General features: G+C 35.2%; 10 protein-coding genes. 3 read left to right on the top strand and 7 right to left on the bottom strand.

The window, feature by feature from the left end; all coding sequences use genetic code 11:
- Nucleotides 1-24 precede the first annotated feature (24 nt).
- From JJQ60_RS18290 to JJQ60_RS18275, 4 genes are all read right to left on the bottom strand, one after another.
- Nucleotides 25-276, bottom strand: coding sequence for a hypothetical protein (locus JJQ60_RS18290; protein ID WP_201923641.1), 252 nt, complete (start codon nt 274-276; stop codon nt 25-27).
- Nucleotides 277-375: 99 nt separating this feature from the next.
- Nucleotides 376-1,044, bottom strand: a complete 669-nt coding sequence (locus tag JJQ60_RS18285) for an FRG domain-containing protein (RefSeq protein ID WP_201923639.1) — start codon at nt 1,042-1,044, stop codon at nt 376-378.
- A gap of 96 nt (nt 1,045-1,140) precedes the next feature.
- Nucleotides 1,141-2,286 carry a PQQ-dependent sugar dehydrogenase gene (locus JJQ60_RS18280; protein ID WP_201923637.1) on the bottom strand — a complete coding sequence of 382 codons (1,146 nt, stop codon included), beginning with the start codon at nt 2,284-2,286 and terminating at the stop codon, nt 1,141-1,143.
- Nucleotides 2,287-2,357: 71 nt separating this feature from the next.
- The gene (locus JJQ60_RS18275; RefSeq protein ID WP_201923635.1) at nt 2,358-3,374 is read right to left on the bottom strand and encodes a hypothetical protein; all 1,017 of its coding nucleotides are present in this window, start codon (nt 3,372-3,374) and stop codon (nt 2,358-2,360) included.
- 370 nt (nt 3,375-3,744) lie between these two features.
- Between JJQ60_RS18275 and JJQ60_RS18270 the strand changes: the two genes are divergently transcribed.
- Together JJQ60_RS18270 and JJQ60_RS18265 are read left to right on the top strand one after the other, a co-directional pair.
- Complete coding sequence (locus JJQ60_RS18270; protein ID WP_201923633.1) at nt 3,745-4,728, top strand: hypothetical protein; 984 nt, start codon at nt 3,745-3,747, stop codon at nt 4,726-4,728.
- A gap of 109 nt (nt 4,729-4,837) precedes the next feature.
- Complete coding sequence (locus JJQ60_RS18265) at nt 4,838-6,997, top strand: pyridoxal phosphate-dependent decarboxylase family protein (RefSeq protein ID WP_201923631.1); 2,160 nt, start codon at nt 4,838-4,840, stop codon at nt 6,995-6,997.
- Nucleotides 6,998-7,093: 96 nt separating this feature from the next.
- On the opposite strand, the gene JJQ60_RS18260 is transcribed toward JJQ60_RS18265, so the two are convergent.
- Nucleotides 7,094-7,450 carry a YciI family protein gene (locus tag JJQ60_RS18260; RefSeq protein WP_201923629.1) on the bottom strand — a complete coding sequence of 119 codons (357 nt, stop codon included), beginning with the start codon at nt 7,448-7,450 and terminating at the stop codon, nt 7,094-7,096.
- 45 nt (nt 7,451-7,495) lie between these two features.
- The gene (locus JJQ60_RS18255; RefSeq protein ID WP_201923627.1) at nt 7,496-8,758 is read right to left on the bottom strand and encodes an RNA polymerase sigma factor; all 1,263 of its coding nucleotides are present in this window, start codon (nt 8,756-8,758) and stop codon (nt 7,496-7,498) included.
- A 195-nt stretch (nt 8,759-8,953) separates the two neighbouring features.
- Here JJQ60_RS18255 and JJQ60_RS18250 point away from each other — a divergent pair, with 195 nt between their 5' ends.
- Complete coding sequence (locus JJQ60_RS18250) at nt 8,954-9,403, top strand: hypothetical protein (RefSeq protein ID WP_201923625.1); 450 nt, start codon at nt 8,954-8,956, stop codon at nt 9,401-9,403.
- Nucleotides 9,404-9,730: 327 nt separating this feature from the next.
- Here JJQ60_RS18250 and JJQ60_RS18245 read toward each other — a convergent pair whose 3' ends face one another.
- Nucleotides 9,731-12,925, bottom strand: coding sequence for an AsmA family protein (locus JJQ60_RS18245; RefSeq protein ID WP_201923623.1), 3,195 nt, complete (start codon nt 12,923-12,925; stop codon nt 9,731-9,733).
- Nucleotides 12,926-13,429 lie beyond the last annotated feature (504 nt).

Genomic DNA, 13,429 nt, shown 5'->3' with positions numbered 1-13,429 from the left:
AGTATATGTATGTATACGATTCTGCTATGAAAAATCTTCTCTTAGATAATACATGATCTTTGCCTTATCGCTAAAACTCTTGATAGTAATAATATCACCAGTGAGTTTATTATAAATCACTTCAGCAAATAACATATCTACATAGAAAATACTATAATAGAAATCACGATTTTGATCATTTATAGTAAAGAGGTGAATTCCTCGATCCCAGATATCTTTATATTTATGTGTTAATTGTCGAGCGTTGAACTCTTGCTCAAGGGTAATTTTGTGCATAAGCTATCATTTTTACATTTGGGTTGGTCCTAAAGTACAGAAAAACCTTATCATTTGCAAATGAGCTCCTTAAAGGTGGTAGTGAACCAGAGTAATGGACTAATACATTTTGGTTTCTAACCAACGTAAATCCTTAGCAACTCCTTCTAAACCAGGGTACATTAATCGTTGATTAACTCCGTATTTAAAAAGTGTTTTCTTGATCGAAGCTTTAATTTTCTTCGGAATTACAACTTTCATGAGTTTATCATGGACAAATGCTTCCTCGGGCTGATGGTGTACTGTAAATAAACCTGCCTGATTCTGGATTCTTGCAGAAATATACGGTGGACGGTATTTATATACTTTATCCAGAGTATATGGATCTGTCTCATCCGGTTTTTGTATTGTAGAACAGCCCGAAAGCTTATATACTGCTCCATCGTTAACAGGAGTAGATTCTATGGCAAAATAGATTGCTATTAATGGATTATAGGTCCAATCGAGTAATCGAGTTGGTAATCCATAATGTTGCGCTATGGCCAGCCATTCTAATTCATTATTGGGTTTATGTTCTAGATAAGGAATAGAAGATTCCTTAAACAATTTTGTGAGTCTGGACTCTAAACGATTGATTGGTTTTCCTGTAGTTGATTCGCAACGGCCTAATGAAGTAATAAGCTCGTAACGAGTATTAGATACTCCACGATATACAAAGTTTTGCCCCGTTTTTTGACGCTCAAGAGCCTCTAAAAGCTCTTCAAAGGTTTTAATTGTAATAGTCTCCATAAGTTAGTCAGCTTAAATATATACTTTTTTGGAGAATACTACTTATTATAGTAGCTAAAGATTATACCAATAAAGAAAAAATGTACTTATTTGATACTAATTCAATCGATTAATTTCGATAATGCGATGCGTATTACTGGTATCACCATAAGAATCGCCATTAGTAGCGATAAAAACACGCCCTGTTGGCGAAACGGCTATATCCCTAATACGTCCAAAAGCATCTTCAAAAAAGGACTCTTCTTGCGTAACCATCGTTCCGTCGTTACTTAATGTAAGTGCAACAATTTTCCTATCCTTTAAAACGGTCATTACAAGTTTATTTGTCCATTGTGGAATACGATCACTGGTATAGTATACAAGATCTGAAGGCGCAATAGTTGGTGTCCAGTTCATAATGGATTCGGTTACTGGTGTTGTGGCTGCAAATGATTCTTCGGCGGGAGTGTCGATCAACCCTCGCACTTCTTGCCAACCATAGTTTGCACCAACGGATATAATATTAATTTCATCATCTGTATCTGGTCCATGTTCTGAACTATAGATACGACCTCCTGGCTGTATCGCTAACCCCTGTGGATTTCTGTGCCCTAAACTGTAGACAGTGCTTCCGGCTATAGGGTTGTCTGTTGGTATACTACCATCAAGATTGATTCTGAGTATTTTTCCCGCCAGAGAGTTCGAATTCTGGGATAAACTAGTGTTTCCGGCATCACCAGTAGACATATATAAATGACCCTCGGGCGTTATCAGAAGCCTACTGCCATTATGAATTCTATTGGCCGGGATTTGATCGATAAGTGTAGTCTCGTTCGATAATGTATTATTACTATATGTAAACTGTACCAATCGTTCCAGTAAGTTATTTCCGCTCAAATAGGTATAAACCACATATACCCGTGGAGTATTTATAAAATCGGGGTGAAGTGCCATACCAAGTAATCCGCTTTCTTGTTGTTGTGCAACATTATTTAGTGTGATCACTACTTGTTGCTCGCCAGTATCGGGGTTGATTCTACTAATTCTTCCATTACGCTCGGTTACCCAAAGAAAATTATCAGGCCCCCAAAGTAGCTCCCATGGTACACTTAGTGTATTAATCAGTGTGGTAGTAGCATCTGTTGGATTAGGAACAGGATCTGGATCGGGATTATTGATAGGTGCATTGTTATCATCTCCAGAACAACAAAAAAGAAGTGTAACCAATACTAGGACACTAACAGCTTTCAGTACTTTTTTCATATGCTAATGTTTTAATTAGTGAAACCCCTTATACTGATAACCTTTACTTTTTGAATTTATTTTATACGATCCTATTGAGTTCTAATGTAGTTAGAAAAAATTTCTTGAAATGCAATTATTGTTGTACTATCTTCTTTAGTAACTTTTCCTGCCTTATAAATTTGGTATGTACTACGTTCTTTATTATGTATACATCGAATACCATCTATAATTGCACCCTTATCATCTGTCTCAAAATATGCAATAATAGTAGGAGGGTTTTTATAGTTTTTTTCTGTAACGAACCCCTGATTTTCAATAATTGTTTCTGCAAGGGTATTAAACGCAGTATCATAATCTATTAATTTTGAAAAATCCAATGTATTAAAGATCTCTTCATTTATCCTGGCTTCTGTGGTGCTAACATTTTTATTGTCACTAATTTGATACGCTATTCCGCGTTCAATAGTATCTTCAATATATAAACGAACCAGGCTATTTTTTGGAAATTGTGTTGCAGAATGCGATACATTTTCTTGTTGAAACAGAACATTGTCTTGATGCCTCAGTTGTGCAATCCATCTTTCATTTTGTACAAATAATGCGACATGGTAGTCTTTTTCCTGTAGATTAGAGATTAAAATTGTATCCTTTTGTTTTTTGAAGGTGAGTCTATTATAATAATGTACAGCAAAAACATCGAGCATAAAATGCTCAAGCTCGCCGTTATTAAATTGTTTAGACAGAATTCCGTCTTTAATTAATGTAAGCTCGGAGCCATTATATATTTTTCCTTCTTTATATGTAGATTTTATGTTCAAAACAAACTCTGTAGCACTCATTTGTTCTAATATATCCATAGAATATTGATACTTCGGAATTCCTTTTTCGTAGAAATCAACTGTATAAAACTCACGATCTCCTTTTTTAAAATATCCTTCATAAGGTTTTCCATTCTTAAATACTCCTTGATATGAGTTTTGAGGTAGTTCTTTAATTTTAAACGAATTATCGTTAATTATAGAGTCTTTCATTTGTTGTGCAGTACTGTATTGATATAAAAGTGTAAAAAGTATACTGATCAATACTTTTTGTATGATGTTTTGCATAGAATTTAGAAAATAAGCTACAAATATGTTTTTGATTAGAATTCTTTTAGGGTTTTCAATACGTTAAAGTTAATAAAGTTATCCTGCTATACAAGGCAAAATTCCAGTAAGTACTTTTCAATCAAAACTTTATACGACATAATTTTAGTATAAATGACAAAATCATAAGTTTTTGACAACCTCTTATATAGATTTTCAAATATCTTTGCACCCAAATTAAAGAAATTTAAATCTAAATCATTGAAAATCTATTAATTACATCTACTTTGTTTGAATATGAGATTAAGAATAATCACATTCGTGCCAAATTTCAGGAGTAGTTAATGATTTGTGCCAAAAGTTCATTTTAACCCCTTAAAAATAACCTATTATGCAAAATTATCTAACATTTTTATTCATTTCAGTATTCCTTATTAGTTGTTCTCAAAACACATCTACAGAATCGAAAAGTGATTATGGTACTCCAAAAGAAGAAACACACGAGCATGAAACCCATGATGATTCTCATGCAGATACCCATAAAAAACCCAATCCTGTATTTATTTCTAACCATGTTAAAGTAGTTCATGATAAAAAGCAAGAAGTACCAGATGCACATGGTGGTTATGTTGTGGTAGGAAAAGAGTCTGTATACTACTGTCATATTCCAATGTTTTCTAACCCGAACCACCAGTATCAAATCATTGCCGAATTTGATCTTGGAGAAGATGTACAAAAGCGTCTTGTTTCGTTTTATGAAAAGAATAATGAGGCTCCATACTTTTTGGCAAATCTATCACAGTGGTCAAAAGTTGATGCCGAAAGCATGGTATTGGCAGATATGTTCTTGAATGAAAAAGGAGAGTATAACCAAGATGATAAGAAAGAATTGCGCTATGATATTTTCTATAACAATTTCCCCTGGGTAGATGGTGTAGAGCATTTGATCAATGATGGTCAGTTTATGGAAAAAGAAAAGGCAGTTACTCAAAGTAAAAAAGCGGTATTAGAAAACTTAATCGTATTTCATCATTACACACTTGATGATCACGCAATGTATCCTCCTAATTTAACCTATTATCTTTTCGGAAAAGGGGACGAAGCCTTTATTTCACATTATGTACTTAAGGGACCAAGTTTTCAGCATATTGTTAAACTAAAAGAAGTTCCTGCAGGGATTACTCCAGAAGAGCTACAAAAAGGAATGGTAATCACCTTTCCGGGTATGGCCATGTCTGAAACAAATTATATAGACAAAGCTCCTCTTACAGAACCTTCTTATGATGTAGTGATTAGTGGCAAAAAAGGTCTTCATAAAATTGACCTAGAAAAACATCTATGGTTTATTCATAGCAAAGAGCTAGAAACCCACTAGAAGTTACCCAATACTAAATATTGCATAAAATATAGTTAAGAACCGAGAAGCAATAACCTACAGAATGCCTCTCTATGTTCTTATTTCCCCCAAATCTTAAAACATAACAATGATAACAGAAACGTTACTCAATGGCAGTGTAGCACAGCCTAAACCTATCCAAAAAGATGATATCAATAAGACCGGTGCCTGGTTTTTAGGCTCTAAAGGAGAGAATGCAGATTGGTTTTCTAGAATGATTCTAGAGGCTATAGAAGCCAATACCGATGTTAGAAAATCTTATTTTCCAGAAGATCCTAATTTCATTACCCAAGAAGTAAAAGACTCGCCAGAATACCAGGATAGTCTTGCTACTTTAGAAAAAGAATACCATAAGTTATTGCAAGAACTTCAAAAGTCGGCACCTTTCTTTAGTATGCGAAGCGTAGGACATATGCTTTGGGATGTTAATATCCCAAGTATTTTAGGATATTTTTCGGCTTTGCTATATAATCAAAATAATGTCGCTGCAGAAACGTCTCCGGTAACCACTCTATTAGAAATGCAGGCTGGTAATGATCTGTGCGAGATGTTAGGATACAAAACCACTCCGATACAAGCACCAAATGATCAGGTATTACCTGTAGAAGAGGGGATCGTAGGCTGGGGGCATATCACTTGCGATGGTACAGTGGCTAACATAGAAGGGCTTTGGATGGCGCGTAACCTTAAATTCTATATTGTTGCTTTACAAAACGCTATCAAAAATGAAGAGAGTCTGGCAGCTCTGGCAACTTTAGAAATAAAAAATCTGGCAGGACAGAACAAGCGTATTATCGATCTTGATGCCTGGGAAGCTCTTAATATGCCCATCGATGAAGTATTGGCTATACCAACTATAATTGCCAATCATTATCCCGAAGTTACCATAGAAAATCTTGAAAAAACTACTGCTAAATATTCTGTACAAACCTTAGGGTTTTTTAATTTTTATCAGAAGTACCTTACGGGAATATCACAGGCCCCGGTGGCAATAACGCCAAATACACAACATTATTCTTGGCCTAAAGCTGCCGCATTATTAGGAATAGGAGAGCAGAACCTAAGAATTGTACCTAATGGTAAAACCACCCGAATGGATATAGAGAGGCTAGAGGAGATCCTGGCCGATTGTGCAGAAAACAAAATCCCATTGATTACTGCTGTGGCGATTATTGGTACTACACAGGAAGGTGCAGTTGATGATCTCGAAAAATTATTACAACTTAGAGACAAATACCGTAAAAAAGGATTAGAATTTACCATTCATGCTGATGCGGCATGGGGAGGGTATTTTCCATCTATGATTCGCAGTACCGATGGTTCTCAGGATTTTTCTAAATTGCCAATAAGTGATTATGTAGCGCGACAATACAAAGCACTAGCCCATACAGATTCTATTACAATTGATCCTCATAAAGCTGGATATGTACCGTATCCTGCAGGCGGGTTGTGCTATCGTAACTCTGCCATGCGTAACCTGGTATCTTTTAAAGCTCCTGTAGTTTTTCATGGAGGATTAGATCCAACAGTAGGAGTGTATGGAGTAGAAGGTTCTAAACCAGGAGCTGCCGCTGCATCTGTATATTTATCACATCGTGTAATCCCAACCAATCAGGATGGGTATGGTAAAATATTAAGTGATTGTACGTTTATTGCCAAAAAATTCTATGCCCAACTTGCTTGCCTGGATCTAGAGGATAATCCTTTTGTATGTATTCCACTAATCCAAACCCCAGCTGCAAAGCAAGGAAAAAGCCAACGTGAAGTAATCGATGAGCTGTTGTTTTTGAAAAGCCGCATTATTGATGTACCTAATCAAGAAATTATTGCAGACGAACCTGCCATGAGCCTATTAAGAAACATGGGGCAGGATCAAACCATTGTTACCTATATGTTTAATTTCAAAAATGCTGATGGTACCTTAAATACAGATCCTAAAAAAATGAGTGATCTTAATAATGAGCTTTATAATCGATTAAGTTTTCACCCTTGGCAGGACGATATCGAAAAAACGCCATTAATTGTAACGGCTTCAGAGTTTGATCCCAATAATTATTGTAAAAAGTTTATGACACACCTGTATCATAGAGCTGGATTATCTGAAATGCAAGACGTGCCTTTACATTTTATTATTTCAACGTTTATGAATCCGTGGATTTCATCAACTAATCAAGGCGAATTATTACATACGTATATCAGGGTGCTTAAAGAAACAGTAACCGATATTATTAATGAAAAGTATCGATAAATGATGCTGTACTATTTGAAATTATATTAAATAATAAATCCCCATTGTCCTACTAGATAATGAGGATATTGTATTTTCTAGGTATACGGGATGATTTTAATTAATCCCTTCAACCACTTTAACTGGTCGTACCTCGACACGCCAGATACCTTCTTCAAACCTGGGATCACGTTTCGCAATTTCTATGGCCTCGTCCAGATCTTTTGCTAATAGGTGATAATAGCCTGAGATAATTTCTTTAGTTTCATTATACGGTCCATCAACAATTTTCCCATTTTTATACGATAGGATTTTACCTTCCATCTCCAAGGGCTGTGCAGATTTCATTTTTCCTTCTTCCATTAATCCTTTAATATATCCACCAACCTTTTCGATATGTTGTTGTAGTTGTTCAGGAGAAAGATCAGCCTTTGGTTCTTCTTCACTTCTAATAAATAACATGAATTCTTTCATTATTTCTATAGTTTATGATTTATACCCCTACAACAATCAAATCTTTCAAATAGGGACAATGTTTTTTAATTTTTTTTCAATTAATTCGATATCCCTTGGGTTAGAACATAGTAAACGCGATTGTTTTAAGGATGCAATGGCTTTATCAGTGTTATTTTCTTGTTTATAAAACTCAGCTAGCGTGGCATGAAAAAGATAATGACTCGCGATATCAGAGTTTTGTTTTAATTGTGTCAGTGTTTTAATAGCCGCTTCATTTCCGTTAACTTTTGCTAAAGGAATAGCTCGGTTTAACCGCACCAATGGCGTATCCTGAAGCTGTAATAAACTATCATATAAAGCCAATATCTCTATCCAGTTTGTATCTTCAAAACTTGGAGCAATACAATGGTGAGCAGATATCGTGGCCAATATCTGGTATACAGAAGTAGTATTGTCTTTGGTGGTTTGATTGAGGTAATGAATCCCTCTATTTATCAATTTTGTATTCCATAGCATTCGATCCTGTTTATGCATTTCGATTAAATTACCAGAATCATTACGAGCTTCAAAACGAGCCACGTTTAAATACATTAGGGCCAATAACGAAGCCGTATTAGATTTATGAACAATATGCTGATTTGTATATAATAGTTCTGCAAGACGTATGGCTTCGAGGCAAAGATCGTATCGTACCACCTTATTTTGTTGCGATGGGCTATATCCTTCATTAAAAAGTAGGTATATGGTTTTTAAAACGATGTCTAAACTTTCAATGTTGTTTTTAGGAATCTCAAAAGAGATTTTGGCGTCTCTTAATTGTTTGCGCCCTCTTACCAATCGCTTATTAATAGTTTCTGAAGTTGTAAAAAAAGCATTGGCAATTTCGCTAATACTAAATCCGCATAAGATTTTTAGCATAAGGGTGATCTGAGAATTTTCGGAAATAGAAGGATGGCAGCATACAAACATCATTTTTAACTGTTCGTCATTAATCATATCCTCAGAAATATGAAAATCTTGAGGTTGATCTTGTGATATGTTATGTTTATGTTGGTCTTGATATTGTAATATATGTTTTTTACGCTTTAAAATATTGAGAGTATGGTTTTTGGCTGCAGTATATAGCCAGGCTTTCGGATTTTCAGGAATCCCATTTTGCTGCCAATGATCTACGGCTTTTAATAGCGTTTCTTGTACAATATCTTCGGCCGTTTGCACATTGTCTGTGCCGATATAACGGGTGACTACAGATACTATTTTTCCGTACTCATTTCTAAAGAAATGCTCGGTGAGTTCGTGAGTACCTTTAATGTTATATTTGTCCATATTTTGCTATACATTATGATCCTGCATTGATAGCTTCACTAAAATAGCATATTTTCTCTTTCATAATCATAAAGATAGCACCATTTCTTTGGTATAGATTGCATATTAATTAGTATCTTCATACTATTGTATATATTCCGAATAAAAGAAGTACTTCAAGGGGAAGATGATTCGGAGGGTTTATGTGAGTATGTTATGGGATATTTAGAAGATTCACCTTTTTATAATGATGCAATACAAGTAATGCGGTATCCGTATGCTACCTATTATTTGTTTGACACCTTTATGGTGGCCGAAATTGATGAGGGCATTGTATACACCTGGGATGATCATGCCGAACCCATTGTTGCAGAATTAAGCGAATTATACGATCAAAAGGGCGAAAGCCTGGTACTTATATCCAACCGTGTACACTCATACTCGGTAAAACCCAGTGATTGGATCAAGTTTTTTAAAAGCGATTATAAGTTACGGGGATATGGAATTGTAAGCTATACTCGTAAAGGTTTAATAACCTCTATGATAGAAAAACTCTTTATGCGAAACAGTTTTAAGAGCTTTGATAATCTCGAAGATGCTATTGCCTGGGCAAAAGAGCTCACTCAAAACCCAGATCTTACTTCAAAAAATGATAAGAGTGCTTAGGGGGTTCAGCCTTCAATCTATAATTCAATCATTTGAAGGGTGAGACCCTCGAATCCTTAGATTACTAGAAATAAAACGGACTTCGATATAGCTAAGGATGACGTAGGTTTTAAAAACCAAAAAATCGGTTCTGGTTCTCGATACACTTCTCCTTGCGTCGAAGCACTCGAACTGACGCTTTTATTAAGAAGTTCTTGAAACAAGCATATGAGGGCTTCGGCTTCGCTCAGCCCTCATCAACACTTTAAATTTTATAGATCTTCCGAACCCTGAGGAACCTGAGGCTCTCGAAGGGTCGAAGGGTGAGTATACCTCCAGGCTCAGCGGTTATTTTTCTTTTTTCTTACCCAACGAAACCTTATAATCATCTATACTTCCTTTGATCTTTAGATTAAGATATTTTATTTTTTCGTTAGGATCTACTTCTACAATCTCATCTTCTTGCTCCTCAGTAACAGCAGCATCCTTCTTGCTTCTAAATAATTTTTGCCAGGCAGCTTTTCGTACCGTTTTCCACGGAATACGTAAATAATAATCGATATTTTGATTGTTATCATGCGTACCCGACAATTCTATATGACCCAAGGTAGATTCGATGGTCATAGTAGGAATATTAATCTTCCCTTTCTTAATATTCAGGCTATTTTGCAAAGTGTCAAACCTAATGTTTTGCAGGTTTTTTTCTCCCATATAATCTGCAAGCGCCAGCATGGGGTCGTAATTCTTTAACCTACCATTCAACACTTTTACGTCCATTTCTATAGTAGATTGATCCAGATCTGGTACCATATCAGGGTATACTCTAATCTTCCCTTTAATTCTAGAGGTGAGTTTCCCTTGTAAATTTTCTGAAACCAGATGGTCTTGCCCAAAATTTTCGAATTTGAACAGCAATTTATCCAAATCCACATTATTCATAACCAAATCCGGTTGCATATAGATATGCTTTGGATCACTACCATTAAAATATCCATTTAATTGAATATTTCCTCCTGCCGCATCCATATGTAACGTATCTATATAAATATAATGGTCGGGTGTTGTTCTTAAATCTGCTTTGATATTTTGAAGATCTATTCTATGGTAAATGAAGTGAGCGATATCTGCCTTAAATTGCATATCTGTAAAGGGTAACTCATATAGATTGAAGGCCTCTGCATGTTCTTTTACATCTTCAGTTTTTGAAGCAACCGTTTCTGTTGATTTTGTCGGACTTAAATCGAAATTGAAAAGGGCATCAAAGTCGATATAATTAGCCTTTACTGAGAGATAATTATCTCTTTTCTTTATTTGTTGATCTTTACCCAGATAATAGTTTAAATCGAAATTGAAATTGGTGGTTCCTATTTCGCCATGAAAGCCTTTGATCATGATGTGTTCGTCTTCGTAATGTATGTTTCCTCTAAAATCATGAAAACGAAGCGGATGCAATTTCATTTTTGTGTCTAACTTATCTAAAGCCAGGTCGATAGAATGCAAAGCCGAATCTTTATAATGCATCCCAGCAGCAAAATGCAATGCTAAATCATCAAATTCTTCATGCCGATACTCTTCTGGAACATAATTTTCTCCTTTATACGAAAAGACATCTTCTAGCCTTAACTTCTTAGAAGTAAGATTGATATCTAAATCTACATCTCCGTTTAGTTCGGGTTGCATCCAAAAGGCATAATCATGTATGAGTCCATCAAAATGAAAATCACTATCATCTATATACCCCGTAAAATCTACTAGTTGCAAATCTTTATCATCGATTAATACATCGGCATGAAAATCATGTAGTTTATGCGGATAATGCTTCAGGTCTGCATATAAACTATCGATAAAAAATTCACCTTTGGGTAAGTATTTAGATTCTGTAAAATCTTTGGCAGAAGTTTTAAAAGAAAGTCCCAACTTTAGGTTTTTTATTTGTTCATCAACACCGGTTTGGGTAGTATCCTGTTTTGAAAAACGGGTTAATTGGGCAATATCTAAGGTATTAGAGGCAATATCCAAATGGGCCTCTACGGGGATGTTTGTATGATGTACAATGGCAGGCAAGTCTGAAAGAAAACCACTTATGGATAGATCCGAATTTCCCAATAACAACTCAAACTGGTTCAGTGTCGCTTCTTTGCCATTCATGACTACATGTACATTCAAATCGTGTAGGGGAGCAGGAAGTTTTTTGGCAACCAAACTCAAATCTTTTACAATCAACTCTGCAAAGTAGGCTTGATTGAGTTTTTGTAATGCTTTTTCGGGCTCATCAATATCAATAATATCGTGAAAATTCATTTTTAATGAAACTTCTCCAGAGGCATCTTGTACTTGCTCTAGTTCAAAAAATTCTGCAATAAAATCGAGATTGAAATTCGAGTTTACTTTCATTTCTACCTCTGGGGATTCAAAATTCTTTACAAAAATAGAACCTTCAAATTCTCCTTTTTCCAAAGAGGCTGTCATATCAGTTAGCGAAAACTCCATGGTACTGGCATCTCTATTAGCTCCATTCGTAAAATGACCTTTGAAGCCCATATTATCTATCTTTTTCTTTCTTTCGGTATTTTCTAAAAAAGCTTTTCCCGCTCCAAATTTGGCACTGATAAATGGTCTGTTTCCTTTGTTTGCTGGTCCATGGATACGAGCATTAAAATAGATTTCACCGGCGTTTTTATATTTCTCCAGCACAGGTATTACATCTGTAGGTGCAAATGCAATAAGCATATCAAAATTTGGTTTGGTCCCTTTGATATAAAAGTCAAGGTCGACATCATTCTTTGTATCTATAGCCCCTTCTAACTCAAAATCACCATTTTCCATAACAATACCCGAGGGCGATATATCGAGAATGCCTGTATATTCATTAAATTCTAAATCGGTATGAATTTCAAAATGTTTTTTTCGGATAAAGGTGGTATCACCATCTTTGATTACATTCAATTCAAGTTCTGTGTCTATATGCCCAGCGATGATACTATCCTTTAGGGTAAAACCACCTTTACCGGTGTATATAAATTTTTCGACATCGGTATTCGTGGCTTCATCTAAGGTGTGGATATCTAGATTTTTTAATTTAACCCTCTTTAAATGAATATTGGTAGTTGGAGTTTCCGTTTCAGCTGTGCTTGCTAAAGAGTTTTGAATATTTGTAGTATTATTTTCATGAATCACAATATTAAAAACACCTTCTTCTACTAATAAAGACTGAATATCATAATTTCCACTTACAATATCCCATAGGTTAAAGCCTATGTATATGTCTTTTACATCCATGATGATGGGTGCATTGTCTTCTTTGGTTTCAAAAATTTGCACATCATCAACTTTTATAGAAATGTACGGAAAGTTGCCAAAAAGAGATAGGTCACTTTTACCAACACGAATAAGGCCTTTGTGTTCTTGGTTTAGCGTTGCGATTTCCTCTTTAATAATTTCAGATTGGTAGCTCTGAATGTATAGCATTAGACCTCCTACTAATACAATTGGTACTAAGATTAGTAGTAATAAAATTCGTTTCCAGAATTTTTTATTCTTCAAAGTAGATGTTTTTAGGGTTAGAAAAGGAGTTTGGCTTTAAAAATAACGAATTCGTATGAAAAATCTTGTTTTGGAATAGGATTTAGTTTTTGGGTTGATTGTATACTCGGGCTTCGAGATTACGTACTTGGGGCTTCGAGAGCCTCAGCCCCCCTAATGACATTTTGGATTTTATTGATCTTCCGAACCCAGAGGACCCTGAGGCTCTCGAAGGGTCGAAGGGTTGAAGGGTGAGTATAATCCCAGTTCCGAAAAATGAAACTAGTAAACACTATCCTTGTTATGTATTAAAATAAAGGATAACCGATGACAGGATACATGTACATTTTAGAATGTAGTGATGGGAGCTATTACAATTTTAAAACCGTCAATTCGATTTCTATGACAAATTCAAGCGGTTTTGATAAAAAGTTTGATTTTTAATCAAAGCAAAAATGATGTGTATAATTTTGTTTCTTACAGCATTTAGTACACTCATTTTATTTTTACCTTCTTCTACTTTTC

Source organism: Aquimarina mytili (assembly GCF_016735115.1).
Taxonomy (GTDB): Bacteria; Bacteroidota; Bacteroidia; order Flavobacteriales; family Flavobacteriaceae; genus Aquimarina; species Aquimarina mytili.
This window is presented reverse-complemented; position numbering and strand designations above follow the sequence as displayed.